This window comes from Rhizobium sp. 01N447_2 (assembly GCF_056399245.1).
This window is the reverse complement of sequence record NZ_JBFTQY010000067.1, coordinates 19,262-34,313: the sequence shown is the minus strand read 5'-3', so window position 1 is coordinate 34,313 and position 15,052 is coordinate 19,262. Positions and strand designations below refer to the sequence as shown.

Genomic DNA, 15,052 nt, shown 5'->3' with positions numbered 1-15,052 from the left:
GACCGAGGCCTGGCCGGCCGTGCCGTTGTAGGTGTTGTTGTTGGCCCAGACGACGTTGGCGTTGGTATAGCCGCCGTACGACGTGTTATCGACCGCGGTGTTGTTCTTGTTCACCGATGGGTCGGCTACGGCGACGTTGTTGACCCAGGTGTTGTTGCTCGACTGCGCGTTGCTGAGTTCGCCGCGCCAAGTGCCGTCGTTCAGCGGGTCCTGATTGTTGTGGTATGCTGTGTTGTTCTGCACCGTGATGGAGTCGCTCCAGGCAACCTGGATGCCTTTGCCGCCGTTCTCGTAGACCAGGTTGTTGTCGACAAGGGTCTTAAACGTATAGTTCGGATGACCATCCGTCTGTGTGCTCTGAAAATCGTCAATGATGATGCCGTTGCCATCGGTGTGCGCACCCGTCTTCGTGACGTTGTCGTGCGAGATGTTGTTTTGTACGATATTCCGGTAGCCGGTCGTCGAGGTATCGCCGGTGATGTTCCGGTTCTCGTAGATCGAGATGCCCGAGAACCAGCCTGACGACGCGTTATTGTAGGTCTCGTTCCCTACGATCTTGACGAAGTCAGAATAGTTGAACTGAATGCCCGACTCCCCGCTGTCGTGGACCTTGTTGTTGAGAATTGAGACGTGATGGACGTTGTTCGCTTCGATGCCGTCACCGTTGCCGCCCTTGATGTCGAAGCCGTCGATTGTCACGTAGTTGGCGTTGACACTGATCCCGGTGTACGAGCCCGCGGGCGGCCGGATCAGCGCTGCGCCGGGCACTTCCGAGCGTAGCGTGATGTCGCCTGCCGCCGAGCCGTCCTTGTCGATGTTGATGCTCTCGTTGTACGTCCCTGGCTTCACCACGACCTCGTMGCCGGGCCTAAGGTTCGCCGCCATTGCCTCGCTGATCGTGTGAAAAGGAGACGAGGCACTGCCGTTACCGCCGCCGCTGCTGGTCGTCGCTACGTAGTATGTCGTCATGGTCTTGTTCCTCAACCTTAGCGTTGTCTTTGCCGGTACTATTTTTGGTTAATCAGGCGTTACGGCGAGGGGTTATAGGGCGACATCCTGGAGGGCGCAACAGTAGAGCGACAGTAAGTGCTTGAGAAACATAGCCATATTGCTGCCACATTATCCAAATCGATCCGAAGTTACGTTTTGAAATATTTAGTGAATTTCGAGTCGCCCGAATTGAGGCAGTATAAAGGTCTCGCATGCCGCGAATTATTCTTTCTGCAACTGCAGCGATATGCGTCCCTTGAAAACATTAGAAAAACCTGATGGGCGTGACTGGATTCCTCCCGCCAAGGGCGGAATCGACATTTTTTCTGAATTTAGCGATTTTGGGCAGCGTCGACTTACCGATTGGTACTGATCGAGATGGTAAAGGGAGCAAAGCACGACTCAAAATACGTGCAGCCCCGACTGTCGACGAGGATAGGATCTTCCTCCTGCCAAGCGTCCATACCCGTCTTCCTTGGCCTCCGGTGAGAAGAGCCGCGGCTCTGAATATCCACGCCTGCGTACTTCGGGAAAACCTTCGACGAGAGCTGGAATGTCGAAGAGGTCAGCCCTCATCTCGTCCTCGCTCAGCGCTTTTTTTGAGAAGCAGGAAATCGCGGCCGACAAACGATCCAACGCGCTTATTGCTTCTCGTCGGAAACAGCGGTGATCTCAGTGAACGACCGAGAGGTAGCGGATGCCGGCTTCATCAGCCGCTCTCATCAGCGCTTCCCGCGCGGCGTTTGGGGGCGTGGTGCCGCGGATGGCGTCGAGGCATGTCCTCACCGCCACGACATACTCCTCGCCATCATCCCCAGGCCATTCGGAAATGAGCATGGTGGCTGCGTCGCCGAGGGTCCTGACGACGCTGTATTTATCTTGGCCGCTCATGAGCATCCTCAGTGCGGGAAACTGATGCGATGTGTACCGATTCATGACATTTGGTCCTTGCATCATCAACATATTAGTAACCTTGCAAGAAGCGTTCCAACCGGAACTGCTGCATGATCATCCGCGGATGGTTCCGCAAAAACAGTCGGCAACTGAACGGGGAGATCGATGCAGTCGCAGAGCGGTCAAGCCGATCTACGTCAAAGCGCGGCCGAGCAGGTCCGAATTGATCTTGGGATGCTTCTCGGATGGATGATAGGCTCCAATGAGGGCTGCCGTTACCATGATCGACACCGAAAGGAATGATGCGACGATGCTCAACACGGGAACCGGAGACTTTCGACCCGCCCAGAAGAAGACAAAGCCAGCCGCGAACGCAAAGAACCAAAAGACCAGGACTTCGCCCATTATCCTCGCGAATACCTCCATTGCTCCGGAGGACACCGAAACCACTGTGTCCAATCCTCCGAGCCACAACACGATGTTCAGCACCATATCCGCAATGAAGGCCAATACCATCGATCCTATCAAAAACCGTGACATCTCGTTTCTCCGCTGAAATCTTAAGCTGTTGTTTTGTCAGGCGCAGCTTTCGATCAGATTATCTGGATTGATAAAATGCTCAGGGCCTTGCCCCTTGTCCGATTGGGCAGCAATTCGAGGCAATGCCTACACAACCAAGTGGCCGGGAACTTGTTTTAAACACATTGCCGTCTTATTGATTCTTCTATCGAAATTGCTTGTCGAGCTTGGTTTGCGCCCTTGGCGTCCCAGCTGATCTTTCCTTTCAAAATCGATTTCTGCGCCGTCCGGCAGCCGCCGGAGGGTGATTGTCATGCCGGTTGAGGGGGATCGTCATGAACGCAGGCAATTCTTTGATCGACGCAAGCCTCCGCCAAACACCCATCGTCGCTGCCTGATATGCCTTCGGTCTTTGACCGCGGATGTCAGTGGCGGCATTCAGGCTGGGTTTTCCAGCCATTGAGGAGAATTTCATGAGCAAGACCAATGCAGAAGCACTGTTGCGCAAAATGCAGCGCCAGGTCGCCAATACCAGTGGCGGTGGCCATCTCGGCGGCACCAACTTCGGTCAGGGCAATGACGCCAAGACCTCGTCCGGAAGCGGCAATCGCCCGGCAGGCAAGGGCAGGCCGCCAAGTGGCGGCAAACGCTGACAACAGCGCCGCGCGTCTTTTAAGCCGCGCAAAGGACGCTGTAGCACTTTGAATGGCTGCATCGCGATTGAAGACAACCCCGCCATAATGGCGGGGTTTTTGTTTGATGGGCCTCTGAACGCCTACGGCGGATTGGATCTGCTCGGCTCTTCTCAGCGATCCAGGAAATGATCGAAGTAGACCTGGGGGATGGGGTAGGCGTAGACGCCCCTGTCGACGAAACTGTACCTATAGAGGCAACTTCTGAGAGCCGCGTTGTAATAGAGGCTGTGCGGCTCCGTTGAGCCGCGTCGCCATGAGCCTGCCTCCGGCACGCACCGCTGAAGCGCTTTATCGTATCGAGCCAGGAGCACCGGGTCGGTATCGACCCGAATGCCGCTGTAGGATTGATAGTTTGAAGGAGATTCTGCGGCCGATATACAGCCCAGGCTAAGTGCAAGACCAACGACTGCCATCAATCTCATTGGATTTATTCCCCCCTGATCGATTATCGAAGTATCGAGCAGAACGTTATTAGTTCCAGTGCCTGCGGGCAAGCCCCGCTTGTTGCGGCCTCTACATCCGCGGCGTGATCTTCTGGATGGCCGACCGTGAGAAATGAGCGAGATCATCTCGCCAAGCGCACCGGCGGCTTGAGAGCCGCCGCCACAGGATGGCGGCAGCAATTTTGTACCGATCAATCCAAGAGATCGGCGGGAACCTTGCCGCCATTTTCCGAAAGCCGCTTCATCAGCGCCTTGTGCAGCCACATGTTCATTTTTGCGGAATCGTTGGTGTCGCCGGTATAACCGAGCTCTGCGGCGAGTTCCTTGCGCTCAGCCAGGCTTGCATCCATCCCGACAGCCTTCATCAGGTCCACGATCGAGTGACGCCAATCGAGTTTCTGGCCGTTCTTCTTCACAGCCGCGTCGAGGATGGGCACGATATCGATTGTGGCTGTGGCCGGCTTACTCTGAGCAGGAGAGGCCGCAGGCGTCGGACTGGGCGCTGCCGACGGTGAGGCAGGCGCTTGCGCTGGCTCTATCTTCGGCGCGCCGGCAGCAACGGGTTCAGCTGCTTTCGCCTCTCCGAAGATCGCATGTTTGATTTTGTCGAAAATGCCCATTCTTGAACCTCCAGTTCCATCAGATGAGAACATGCTGAAACATGGCCTTCCCGCCTGATATATCCAGACGGAAGGGGAGTTATTTTTAGCAATCTAAATCGGAGGTGGAAAAGTCAATTCGGGGGCAGGGTGTAGTCGGTCTGCGCGAAAACGTTGCAAATGGATCAATCGCCGCCAACCGTATCGCAAACTGAGCTTTGCTTGCTGGGCTCCGAAGATTTCTGGCGCAATGGGGAGGAAATACTCCGCCGGCTCTCCAGTTGCTGCAAGACATGTTTGCTTTCGGCACAGTCGGGCAGATAATTCGCACTTCAATAACCGTGAATCATCATCGTACGCCGCCGAACCGACTTGCCGCGCCGTCTCGTGAAACATTCGTCATCCCTTCACGTTGCCTTGCCATGGACGTCCTGAAGTTGCAGGCGTCCGATCGATCGAAGGCACGCGCGTTCCTCGATTTTCGACTGCCGGGCAGATCGTTCGGCGGAATGGAAACGGAGGAAAACATGACCCATAACCACCATAGACTGTCCTTTGCAGTGCTGACATCCACCTGCGCCCTCCTTGCCATGACGGCGAGCGATGCGCGTGCGATCGATGTCGGTGTGTCGGTGAATGCAGGCACTGCCGTCCGCGCCGATGTCGGGGCTTCGCTTGGCGGTGGGAGCGGCATCAGCGCCGATGCCGATGCATCCGTTGGCGGCTCGAACGGCGTCAATGCCGATGCGACCGCCGATGTCGGTGGCGGCAACGGTGTCGATGCAGACGCCAACGCCAGGCTCGGCGGCGGGCGTGGCGTCAATGCCGATCTGAATGCACGCACCGGCGGCTCCGACGGAATCGACGCCAGGGCCACCGCCTCGGTCGGTAGCGGTGCTGGCGTCGATGACAATCTCGCTATCGGCCGTGTAGACGAGGCTGGCGGCAAGGCTACGGCGACGCCCGCCAGCACCTTCAGCGCGTCGCAGACACGCACCCTGGAGGCCTTCCGCAGCATGCCTGTCAATGACCAGCGCAAGATGCTCGTCCGTTGCGCCGATATCTCCGCCTCCGGCGGTGATTCCGGCCTTGCCGGTCTCTGCAGTCTGTTGCAGGCGACAGCCTCCCGCTGAACATGCAAAACCCGCCGAGCCAGCGGCTCGGCGGGTCTTTTCAAAGGATGCTTCGATCTAAGGCATGTTGCGCAAAGGTGCGCGGCGGTTTTGCGACAACGACATGCGCAACAACAACGACCTAAAGCGCGAGCAGCGAATCTGAAAGATCGCGACGCGCTTTAGTGCAGGATCTGGCTCAGGAACAGCTTGGTGCGTTCGTGCTGCGGATTGTCGAAGAACTCGGCCGGTGAATTCTGCTCGACGATCTGGCCCTGGTCCATGAAGATGACGCGGTTGGCGACCTGGCGGGCAAAGCCCATTTCGTGCGTGACGCAGAGCATGGTCATGCCTTCCTCGGCAAGACCCACCATGGTGTCGAGCACTTCCTTGATCATTTCGGGATCGAGCGCCGAGGTCGGCTCGTCGAACAGCATGATCTTCGGGTTCATGCACAGCGACCGGGCGATCGCCACGCGCTGCTGCTGGCCGCCGGAGAGCTGGCCCGGATATTTGTTGGCCTGCTCCGGAATCTTGACCCGCTTGAGGAAGTGCATGGCCACTTCTTCGGCCTGCTTCTTCGGCATCTTGCGCACCCAGATCGGCGCCAGCGTGCAGTTTTCGAGGATCGTCAGGTGCGGGAAGAGGTTGAAGTGCTGGAACACCATGCCGACTTCGCGCCGGACTTCGTCGATCTTCTTCAGGTCGTTGGTGAGCTCGGTGCCATCGACGATGATGTTGCCCTTCTGATGCTCTTCCAGGCGATTGATGCAGCGGATCATCGTCGACTTGCCCGAGCCCGACGGACCGGCGATGACGATGCGCTCGCCACGCATGACCTTCAGGTTGATGTCGCGCAGCACGTGGAAATCGCCGTACCACTTGTTCATGTTGATGATCTCGACCGCCACTTCCGTTGCGGAAACGGTGAGCTTTTTCGCTGGAGCTTCAGCCATGACTATTTTCCCTCATTTTTATCGTTTTAGCGTTCTTATCGTTTGTGGCCGGTATCGAGATGGCGTTCCATGAAACCTGAATAGCGCGACATGCCGAAGCAGAATAGCCAGAAGATGAAGCCCGCGAAGATCAGACCCGTGATCGGCGTGACAGCGCTTGCCCAGTTGGCATCGGAGAAGTTCAGCTTGACGATGCCAAGCAGATCGAACATGCCGATAATGGTGACCAGCGACGTGTCCTTGAACGTTCCGATGAAGGTGTTCACGATGCTCGGGATCACCAGCTTGATGGCCTGCGGCATGATGATCAGCCGGGTCTTTTGCCAATAGCCGAGGCCAAGTGAATCGGCGCCTTCGAACTGTCCCTTCGGGATCGCCTGAAGGCCGCCGCGGATCACTTCCGCCATATAGGCCGATGTGAAGATCGACACACCGATCAGCGCCCGAAGCAGTTTGTCGACGTTCCAGCCTGTGGGAAGGAAGAGCGGCAGCATGACACTTGCCATGAACAGAACGGTGATCAGCGGAACGCCTCGAATGACCTCGATGAAGGTAACGCAGAGCATCCGGATGACGGGCATCTTCGAGCGGCGTCCCAGCGCAAGCAGAATGCCGCAGGGTAAGGAGACGGCAATACCGACAAAGGACAGAACGAGCGTCACCATCAACCCGCCCCAGAGCGGAGTATCCACCACTTCGAGGCCGAAGCCGCCGTGAAGAAGCCAGAAGGCGATGACCGGCAGGACGGCGAACAGAAGAATGGCGTTCAGGCCCTTGCGCGGCGCCGACGGGATCAACATCGGAACCAGCAGCAGAATGAACAGGATCCCGACGATCGCCGGCCTCCAACGCTCATCGAGCGGATAGCGGCCGAAGATAAACTGATCGTACTTGGCGCTGATGAAGGCCCAGCATGCACCGCTCCAGCCGTCAGGCTGGATGCCGCCCTGGATCGTCGTCGCGCAGAATGTGCGGTCCGGACCTGACCATACGGCCTGAATGAACAGCCAGTTGACGAGATGCGGCACGGCCCATGCGATGAGCGCAAGAGCCAGGATCGTCAGGATCACGTCCTTCGGAGTTGCCAGGAGATTGCGACGTATCCAGGCGACGGCTCCCCTCTCGCCGGGGGGCGGCGGTTCGGCGGCAAGGATGGACGTTCTGACAAAGGGTTTATCGGCGACCGACATCTTATCTCTCCACCAGTGCCATCTTGGCATTGAACCAATTCATGAACAGCGACGTGAGAATGCTCAAGCTGAGATAGACGATACCCCAGATGCAGACGATCTCGATCGCTTGACCGCTCTGATTGAGGATCGTGCCACCGACGGCAACGAGATCCGAGAAACCGATCGCGATGGCGAGTGAGGAGTTCTTGGTCAGGTTCAGGTACTGGCTCGTCAGCGGCGGGATGATGATGCGCAGCGCCTGCGGCACCACGACAAGTCTCGTCACGCTCGACGGATGCAGCCCCAGCGCGCCGGCTGCTTCGGATTGTCCCTTTGCAACGCCGCGAATGCCGCCGCGAACGATCTCGGCGATGAACGAGGCGGTATAGAAGGACAGAGCGAGAAACAGCGACATGAATTCGGGGCCGACGACGGAGCCGCCCGTGAGGTTGAATTTTCCGGCAACCGGAACGTCGAAGGTGAGCGGAAAGCCGGAGACAACGAAGACCAGCAATGGCAAGCCGACGATCAGCGCGATCGACGTCCATACGGTGTGGAACGGTTGGCCGGTTGCGGCTTGGCGTTTGTGGGCCCAGCGCACGATGATGATGGTGGCGACAATCGCAATCAGCAGGGCGATGCCGACCGCTATCATACCTGTCTCGAAGATCGGCTTCGGGAAGGCTAGTCCTCTGTTGTTGAGGAACATGTTGAACGGCAGACCCACCGACTCGCGCGGCTGCGGCAGGACGGAGAGAACGCCGAGATACCAGAAAAAGATGACGAGCAGCGGCGGAATGTTGCGGAAAATCTCGACATAGACCGTGCAGAGCTTGGCAATCAGCCAATTGCGCGACAGCCGGCCGATCCCGATCAGGAAGCCGATGATGGTCGCCGTGAAGATCCCCGTCACCGCCACCAGCAAGGTATTCAGAATGCCGACGAGAAGTGCGCGCGCATAAGTCGAGTCACTCGAAAAGCTGATCAGCGACTGGCCGATTTCGAAACCGGCGCGACCGCGAAGAAAGCCGAAACCCGATGCCGTATTGCTGCGGGCAAGGTTCACGGCCGTGTTGTGGGCCACCCACYACACAAAGCCCACGAGAACAACGATTGTCAGAACCTGGTAAAATATGCTCCGGTATTTCGGGTCGTACATTGCCGACCGGAAACTCCAGCCGGTGCCATGCAAAGGTGTCGTATCCACAGCCTCATGCGTCATGCCGCGCCAATCCCCTTGTGCCCGTTTTCGGGCTTTCTTTTTAGCTTTTTTGGAAGTGGGAAGGCGGCTTGGCCGCCTTCCCGGTATTTCATGGGCTCGATTAACGAACCGGCGGTGCGTACTGGATGCCGCCCTTGTTCCACAGAGCATTCAAGCCGCGCGCGATCTTGAGGGGGCTACCCTGACCGATGTTGCGCTCGAAGATTTCGCCATAATTGCCGACGCCCTTGATGACGTTGGCGGCCCAATCATTGGTCAGGCCGAGATCGGTGCCGATCTTGGTGTCGGTCTCGCTGCCGAGGAAGCGCTTGATATCCGGGTTCGGCGAGTTCTTCATCTCGTCGACATTTGCCTGGGTAATGCCGAACTCTTCGGCATTGATCAGCGCATAAGCCGTCCAGGAAACGATGTCGAACCACTGGTCGTCACCCTGACGGACGGCCGGGCCAAGCGGCTCCTTGGAGATGATCTCAGGAAGGATGACGTGTTCGTCGGGATTCTTCAGCGTCAGACGCAACGAATAGAGACCGGATTGGTCGGTCGTGTAAACGTCGCAACGACCGGCGTCATAGGCCGCGTTGACCTCAGGAAGATTTTCGAAGACGACCGGATTGTACTGCAGATTGTTCGTCTTGAAGTAATCGGCGAGGTTCAGTTCGGTCGTCGTGCCTGACTGTACGCAGACTGCGGCGCCGGAGAGCTCGAGAGCCGACTTCACGTTCAGGCCCTTGCGCACCATGAAGCCCTGGCCGTCATAATAGGTGACAGGACGGAAGTTGAAGCCGAGTGCGGTGTCGCGATTGATCGTCCAGGTCGTATTGCGCGAGAGAACGTCGATTTCACCGGACTGCAGAGCGGTGAAGCGTTCCTTCGCGTTTGTCGGCGTGTACTTGACCTTGGTGGGGTCGCCGAACACGGCCGAAGCGACGGCCTTGCAGAAGTCGACGTCGAAGCCGGCCCAATTGCCGGAAGCGTCAGGTGCGGCAAAGCCGGTAAGGCCGGTATTGACGCCGCACTGAACGAAACCCTTTGCCTTGACGTCTGAGAGAGTGGTGGCGGAGGCGGCCGAGGCGCCAGCTGCCAAAACTGCTGCGCCGATGGCGGCGGACAGGAGCTTATTTTTCATTTTCCCAACCTTTTCCGTTGTCTTATCTTTTCTTGTGGAGAGTGCGTGCAGACAATCCGTGCCGCCCCCCCATTGTCTCGACACCCTCCCGGCGCGAGTGACCCTATCACAGTCGCAAATGTCACTATGGTCAAGTGTCGCGCCCAATAATTGCGGCAAAATTCAGAATTTTGGTAGATTGCGCTGCATTCATGGGCGGTTGGCTATGAAATAGGCGTCGGGTTGCGGAAAAATAACGCGAAAATCGAAATTTCCATCATTTCGGATCCTCGCCTGCAACCGATCTTCAAGGGGTTGACCCGAAACGGCGGGGCGTCCAAAAGTCTGGTTTCGCGACCCTTCGCCAAAGGCTATTCCCGACATGAAAGACAAAGACAGCTTGCTGCAGAATGCCGGCATCAACACCCGCCTGACCCATATCGGCAACGACCCTTTCGACTATCACGGCTTCATCAATCCGCCGGTCGTGCATGCCTCGACGGTGTTGTTTCCGAATGCGCGGGCGATGGAGACGCGCACGCAGAAATACACCTACGGAACGCGCGGCACACCGACGACGGATGCGCTCTGCGAGGCGATCGACGCGCTCGAAGGCTCGGCCGGCACGATCCTCGTCCCCTCGGGCCTTGCGGCCGTCACCATCCCGTTCCTGGGTTTCGTCGCTGCCGGCGATCATGCGCTGGTGGTCGATTCGGTCTATGGTCCGACCCGCCATTTCTGCGACACGATGCTGAAGCGCCTCGGCGTCGAGGTGGAATATTACGATCCGGAGATCGGCGCCGGCATCGAGGMATTGTTCCGGCCGAACACGAAACTCGTCCATACCGAGGCCCCAGGCTCCAATACCTTCGAAATGCAGGATATTCCGGCGATCTCGGCGGTTGCGCACCGCCATGGCGCCGTCGTCATGATGGACAATACCTGGGCAACGCCGCTCTATTTCAGGCCGCTCGATCACGGCGTCGACATCTCGATCCACGCATCGACGAAATATCCGTCCGGCCATTCCGATATTCTGCTCGGAACCGTTTCGGCCAATGCCGAGCATTGGGAGCGGCTGAAGGAGGCGAACGGTGTGCTCGGCATCTGCGGCGCACCCGATGATGCCTACCAGATCCTGCGCGGATTGCGCACCATGGGCCTGCGCCTCGAGCGGCACTATGAAAGCGCGCTTGATATCGCGGAATGGCTGGAGGGCAGGGAGGATGTCGCCCGCGTACTGCATCCGGCCCTGCCGAGTTTCCCCTCCCACCATCTCTGGAAGCGCGATTTCAAAGGCGCCAGCGGCATCTTTTCCTTCGTGCTTGCCGCTGATGGCCCCGAGAAGTCCAGGGCAAAGGCGCATGCCTTCCTCGACGCGCTCAGGATTTTCGGTCTCGGTTATTCCTGGGGCGGCTATGAAAGCCTCGCCTTGCACGCCTATCTCAACGATCGCACGGTCGCCAAGGCGCCGACGGACGGTCCGGTCATCCGCCTGCAGATCGGCATCGAGGACGTGGCCGACCTCAAGGCCGATATCGAGCGGGGATTTGCCGCCGCAAGCGCCATCTGACCGGACACGCTTTGTCGTCGCTGGCAGCTGCTCACGGCAGATCTGCAGCCCGATAACCGTAGATCCAGTCGAGATCTGCCGCCAGGCTTAGTGGCGGCTTGAGGCCGAGCACGAGATCGCGGCCGATCCGGATCGGCCCTTTGGCATGATAGGCAAACCGGTTGAAGGCGCCGCGCTGGCGGAGCTTCGCGATGCGCGGCGCGCGATGTCGTTCGAAGAGCGCCAGCGCTTCCGCCACGGGACGGTTCGAAAGAAACGCGGCCAGTTCGTAGGCGTCTTCGATCGCCATCGCCGCTCCCTGGGCGGCAAACGGCATCATCGCATGTGCGGCGTCGCCGATCAGAATCGTCTTTCGGCCGTCCTGCCATGCGCCTGATGTGGTTTCGAACAGCGGCCAGAACGTCAGCTTCCGGTGTTTTTCAAGCAGCGAGACGATCGCGGCGTTCCAGCCGGAAAGGCGCGCCCGCAGCTGCGCCCGCTGCTCGGCCGTCGTCTCGCTTTGCCAGGCCTGCGGCGCGATATTACCGGCGGTGATCGCCACCATGTTGAAGCTGCCGGTCTCCCTGAGCGGGTAGCAGACGAGATGTGCCGAACCGCCGAGAAAAGCCGAAACGCTTGCCCGGTCGAGGAAACCAGGCGCCTCATTTTCGGGAATGGTAAAGCGATAGGCGATATTGCCGGAAAAACGCGGCGAGGGGCTGCCCACAACGGATTGCCGAAGCTTCGACCAGACGCCGTCGGCGCCGATGACGACATCGGCCGCCCGCTCGAAAGGCGGTGGGGTCGTGTCCATCCGCACGCCGAGGTGAAGCCGGCAGAGCGGATCGGCCGTAACCGCAGCCAAAAGGGCTTTTTGCAATGTGGTGCGGTGCAGGACGCCATAGGGAGCGCCCCAGCGTTCCCGCGCAAATTTACCAGCCGGCACCGCCGCGAGCTGGCGAAGCGAACTGCCCGATATCAGCCGGATCGCGTCCGGCTCGAGCCAGACCTTTGACAGTCCTTCAAGGATACCGAATTCGGCAAGGATGCGGGAGGCGTTCGGCGAAACCTGCAATCCGGCGCCGACGTCGGTGAGTTCGCCCGCCTGCTCGAAGATCTCCGAACTGATACCCCGGCGCGAAAGCGCAAGGGCAGCTGTCAGCCCTGATATCCCGGCGCCGATGATGGCGGCATGTTCGACCGGCATTCTCCGTCCGATCCGGATCTGGACTGACTACGCCGCCTTCACGTGGAAAACGCAACCGGCCGGATTGGTCTGGCTGGGCTTGAGCGCGGAATTGAAGCGATAGAGCGTCGAGCAATAGGAACAGACCTTCTCGTTGTCGTCGCCCATGTCGATGAAGATATGCGGATGATCGAAGGGAGCCGAAGCGCCGGTGCACATGAATTCCTTGACGCCGACTTCGATAACGTGGTGACCGCCGTCGTTCTGGAAGTGGGGAATGTTGTGGCCGGCCATGTCGCTCTCCGAATGCTTTGAAATGTGCGCGAACCTTATAAGCCTTCGCCGCAAATGTGTAGAGCCAAACCGCCGCGCCGGGCACAGTTTTTAGCCGCAGTTTTTGGCTTCACGATGAAAGGCCGCTCGACTATGGTCGCGCCAAAAAGGAAGGCCCGATGAACCTGAATACACCCGCATTTTCAAGCTTCACCCATGACGGATTGCAGCTCGCCTTCTTCGATGAGGGCGATCCGGCCGGTGTGCCCGTGTTGTTGATCCACGGCTTTGCCTCGACCGCAAACGTCAACTGGGTGCATCCGGGCTGGCTGAAGACGCTCGGTGACGCCGGCTACCGGGTGATCGCCATGGACAATCGCGGCCACGGCGCAAGCGACAAGCCGCACGATGCCGAAGCCTATCGTCCATGGATCATGGCCGGCGATGCGATCGCGCTGCTCGACCATCTCGCCATCCCGGAAGCAAATGTCATGGGCTATTCGATGGGCGCGCGCATTTCCGTCTTTGCCGCACTTGCCAATCCGCATCGGGTCCGTTCGCTGGTTCTCGGCGGCCTCGGCATCGGCATGACGGACGGCGTCGGTGACTGGGACCCGATCGCCGATGCGCTGCTGGCTCCCTCGCTCGACGCGGTGACGCATGCCCGCGGCCGGATGTTCCGCGCCTTCGCCGAGCAGACGAAGAGTGACCGCGTCGCCCTTGCCGACTGCATCCGCGGCTCGCGCGATCTCGTTGCCCGTTCCGATATGGCCAAGATCGACATGCCGACGCTGATCGGCGTCGGCACCAAGGATGATATCGCCGGCTCGCCGCAGGAATTGGCGGCGCTGATGCAAAATGCCGAAGCGCTCGATATTCCGGGCCGCGATCATATGCTCGCCGTCGGCGACAGGGTTTTCAAGCAGGCGGTGCTGGCCTTCTATGCAAGGGTCGCCCATCGCTGACAACATCGTGATGCCGAAAAACCATGCTAAAAAACCATGGCGACGGCACCCATTTATGTTATTGGCGTTTTCCTCTATATATTGGCATTCCGAAAACGGCATTCCTTCCGGCAACGAGGAGAGCGGCGATGGTCGCAAAGACTGACATCCGTGCTTTTGAGACAGGCCATCCGCTGAAGGTGATGGATCCCATCTGGGACAGCCTGCGCGAGGAAGCCCGGCTCGCCGCCGAACGGGATCCGGTTCTCGCCGCCTTCCTCTATTCTACGGTGATCAACTACCATTCGCTCGAGGAATGCGTCATCCACCGCATCTGCGAACGTCTCGATCATCCCGACATGCAGGCGAACCTGCTTCGCCAGACCTTCGAGGAAATGCTTCTCGACTGGCCTGACTGGAGCTCCATCCTGCGCGTCGATATCCAGGCGATCTATGACCGCGATCCCGCATGCCTGCGCTTCATGGAGGCGGTGCTTTATTTCAAGGGCTTCCATGCGCTGCAGACACATCGTCTGGCCCATTGGCTGCTGAACCGCGGCCGGCGCGATTTCGCGCTCTATCTGCAGAGCCGCTCCTCCAGCGTCTTCCAGACCGACATCAATCCGGCCGCCCGTATCGGCAAGGGCATCTTCCTCGATCACGCCACCGGCCTCGTCGTCGGCGAGACGGCCGTCATCGGCGACAACGTCTCGATCCTGCACGGTGTCACACTCGGCGGCACCGGCAAGGAGGGCGCCGACCGCCATCCGAAGATCGGCTCTGGCGTCATGATCGGTGCCGGCGCCAAGATCCTCGGCAATATCGAGATCGGCTACTGCTCACGCGTCGCCGCCGGCTCTGTCGTCCTGAAGGCGGTGCCACCCAAGAAGACGGTCGCGGGCGTGCCGGCCAAGGTCGTAGGGGAGGCCGGTTGTTCCGAGCCGTCGCGCAACATGGACCAGGTAATCGGCGCCGATATTTGAGCGCTCGTTGGAAACAAGGATAGGAAAAGTCGGCGGGATCCGAGCGGGGAGGGCCATGAGCAAACGGCAACCTTGCCTTTACACCGCTGCATTTCCTGTGCAAGAAGCGGCCAATCAAGACTGCTTACGGAGATGACAGAGTGAAGCCAGAAGAAATCAAGAAGCTCGACGCCTATTTCAAGCGCATGTTCAATCCACAGATGATCGTCAAGGCGCGTCCGCGCAAGGATGATTCTGCGGAAGTCTATCTCGGCGAAGAATTTCTGGGTGTCGTCTATATCGATGACGAGGACGGCGACCGCTCCTACAACTTTTCGATGGCGATCCTCGACGTCGATCTCTGATCGCGTTCGAAAGCTTCAAAAGGACCGAACGGCGCGATCCGTTCGGTCCTTTTTTCGTTTTTT

The 15,052-nt window shown here is 58.8% G+C and carries 17 protein-coding genes; 6 read left to right on the top strand and 11 right to left on the bottom strand.

Annotated elements, in window-relative coordinates; genetic code table 11:
• The 3 genes from AC1ECN_RS30695 to AC1ECN_RS30685 all read right to left on the bottom strand — a co-directional run.
• Positions 1-969: right-handed parallel beta-helix repeat-containing protein (locus AC1ECN_RS30695; protein WP_477955044.1), on the bottom strand; the 969-nt coding region annotated here is incomplete at its 3' end.
• Positions 970-1,662: 693 nt separating this feature from the next.
• The gene (locus tag AC1ECN_RS30690) at positions 1,663-1,953 is read right to left on the bottom strand and encodes a DUF982 domain-containing protein (protein WP_018073436.1); all 291 of its coding nucleotides are present in this window, start codon (positions 1,951-1,953) and stop codon (positions 1,663-1,665) included.
• A 123-nt stretch (positions 1,954-2,076) separates the two neighbouring features.
• Positions 2,077-2,424, bottom strand: coding sequence for a hypothetical protein (locus AC1ECN_RS30685; protein WP_130672546.1), 348 nt, complete (start codon positions 2,422-2,424; stop codon positions 2,077-2,079).
• A 452-nt stretch (positions 2,425-2,876) separates the two neighbouring features.
• On the opposite strand from AC1ECN_RS30685, the gene AC1ECN_RS30680 reads away from it, so the two are divergent.
• Positions 2,877-3,056, top strand: a complete 180-nt coding sequence (locus AC1ECN_RS30680) for a hypothetical protein (protein WP_017964118.1) — start codon at positions 2,877-2,879, stop codon at positions 3,054-3,056.
• A 152-nt stretch (positions 3,057-3,208) separates the two neighbouring features.
• On the opposite strand, the gene AC1ECN_RS30675 is transcribed toward AC1ECN_RS30680, so the two are convergent.
• Positions 3,209-3,520 (bottom strand): hypothetical protein, encoded by a 312-nt coding sequence (locus AC1ECN_RS30675; RefSeq protein WP_024320691.1) that lies wholly within the window; start codon positions 3,518-3,520, stop codon positions 3,209-3,211.
• Between the two features lie 212 nt (positions 3,521-3,732).
• The gene (locus tag AC1ECN_RS30670; protein WP_024320692.1) at positions 3,733-4,161 is read right to left on the bottom strand and encodes a DUF3597 domain-containing protein; all 429 of its coding nucleotides are present in this window, start codon (positions 4,159-4,161) and stop codon (positions 3,733-3,735) included.
• Positions 4,162-4,562: 401 nt separating this feature from the next.
• Here AC1ECN_RS30670 and AC1ECN_RS30665 point away from each other — a divergent pair, with 401 nt between their 5' ends.
• Positions 4,563-5,273: a hypothetical protein gene (locus AC1ECN_RS30665; protein ID WP_130672547.1), complete on the top strand. Its 711-nt coding sequence runs from the start codon at positions 4,563-4,565 to the stop codon at positions 5,271-5,273.
• Positions 5,274-5,434: 161 nt separating this feature from the next.
• Here AC1ECN_RS30665 and AC1ECN_RS30660 read toward each other — a convergent pair whose 3' ends face one another.
• The 4 genes from AC1ECN_RS30660 to AC1ECN_RS30645 all read right to left on the bottom strand — a co-directional run bounded on the left by AC1ECN_RS30660 (position 5,435) and on the right by AC1ECN_RS30645 (position 9,728).
• The gene (locus AC1ECN_RS30660; protein ID WP_018073440.1) at positions 5,435-6,208 is read right to left on the bottom strand and encodes an amino acid ABC transporter ATP-binding protein; all 774 of its coding nucleotides are present in this window, start codon (positions 6,206-6,208) and stop codon (positions 5,435-5,437) included.
• A 35-nt stretch (positions 6,209-6,243) separates the two neighbouring features.
• Positions 6,244-7,398 carry an amino acid ABC transporter permease gene (locus AC1ECN_RS30655; RefSeq protein ID WP_018073441.1) on the bottom strand — a complete coding sequence of 385 codons (1,155 nt, stop codon included), beginning with the start codon at positions 7,396-7,398 and terminating at the stop codon, positions 6,244-6,246.
• Between the two features lies 1 nt (position 7,399).
• The gene (locus AC1ECN_RS30650) at positions 7,400-8,602 is read right to left on the bottom strand and encodes an amino acid ABC transporter permease (protein WP_477955039.1); all 1,203 of its coding nucleotides are present in this window, start codon (positions 8,600-8,602) and stop codon (positions 7,400-7,402) included.
• Between the two features lie 100 nt (positions 8,603-8,702).
• Complete coding sequence (locus tag AC1ECN_RS30645; RefSeq protein WP_024320696.1) at positions 8,703-9,728, bottom strand: amino acid ABC transporter substrate-binding protein; 1,026 nt, start codon at positions 9,726-9,728, stop codon at positions 8,703-8,705.
• A gap of 361 nt (positions 9,729-10,089) precedes the next feature.
• Here AC1ECN_RS30645 and AC1ECN_RS30640 point away from each other — a divergent pair, with 361 nt between their 5' ends.
• Positions 10,090-11,280 carry a cystathionine beta-lyase gene (locus tag AC1ECN_RS30640; RefSeq protein WP_477955037.1) on the top strand — a complete coding sequence of 397 codons (1,191 nt, stop codon included), beginning with the start codon at positions 10,090-10,092 and terminating at the stop codon, positions 11,278-11,280.
• Positions 11,281-11,311: 31 nt separating this feature from the next.
• Here AC1ECN_RS30640 and AC1ECN_RS30635 read toward each other — a convergent pair whose 3' ends face one another.
• Both AC1ECN_RS30635 and AC1ECN_RS30630 read right to left on the bottom strand, forming a co-directional pair.
• Positions 11,312-12,466, bottom strand: coding sequence for an FAD-dependent monooxygenase (locus AC1ECN_RS30635; protein WP_024320697.1), 1,155 nt, complete (start codon positions 12,464-12,466; stop codon positions 11,312-11,314).
• Between the two features lie 27 nt (positions 12,467-12,493).
• Positions 12,494-12,739 (bottom strand): zinc-finger domain-containing protein, encoded by a 246-nt coding sequence (locus AC1ECN_RS30630; RefSeq protein ID WP_018073445.1) that lies wholly within the window; start codon positions 12,737-12,739, stop codon positions 12,494-12,496.
• A gap of 158 nt (positions 12,740-12,897) precedes the next feature.
• Here AC1ECN_RS30630 and AC1ECN_RS30625 point away from each other — a divergent pair, with 158 nt between their 5' ends.
• The 3 genes from AC1ECN_RS30625 to AC1ECN_RS30615 all read left to right on the top strand — a co-directional run bounded on the left by AC1ECN_RS30625 (position 12,898) and on the right by AC1ECN_RS30615 (position 14,989).
• On the top strand, positions 12,898-13,683 hold the full coding sequence (locus AC1ECN_RS30625) for an alpha/beta fold hydrolase (protein WP_130672548.1): 786 nt from the start codon (positions 12,898-12,900) through the stop codon (positions 13,681-13,683).
• Between the two features lie 128 nt (positions 13,684-13,811).
• Positions 13,812-14,645: a serine O-acetyltransferase gene (cysE, locus tag AC1ECN_RS30620; RefSeq protein WP_011651805.1), complete on the top strand. Its 834-nt coding sequence runs from the start codon at positions 13,812-13,814 to the stop codon at positions 14,643-14,645.
• 140 nt (positions 14,646-14,785) lie between these two features.
• A complete protein-coding gene (locus tag AC1ECN_RS30615; protein ID WP_003539277.1) occupies positions 14,786-14,989 on the top strand; it encodes a DUF3126 family protein in 204 nt (67 codons plus the stop codon).
• Positions 14,990-15,052 lie beyond the last annotated feature (63 nt).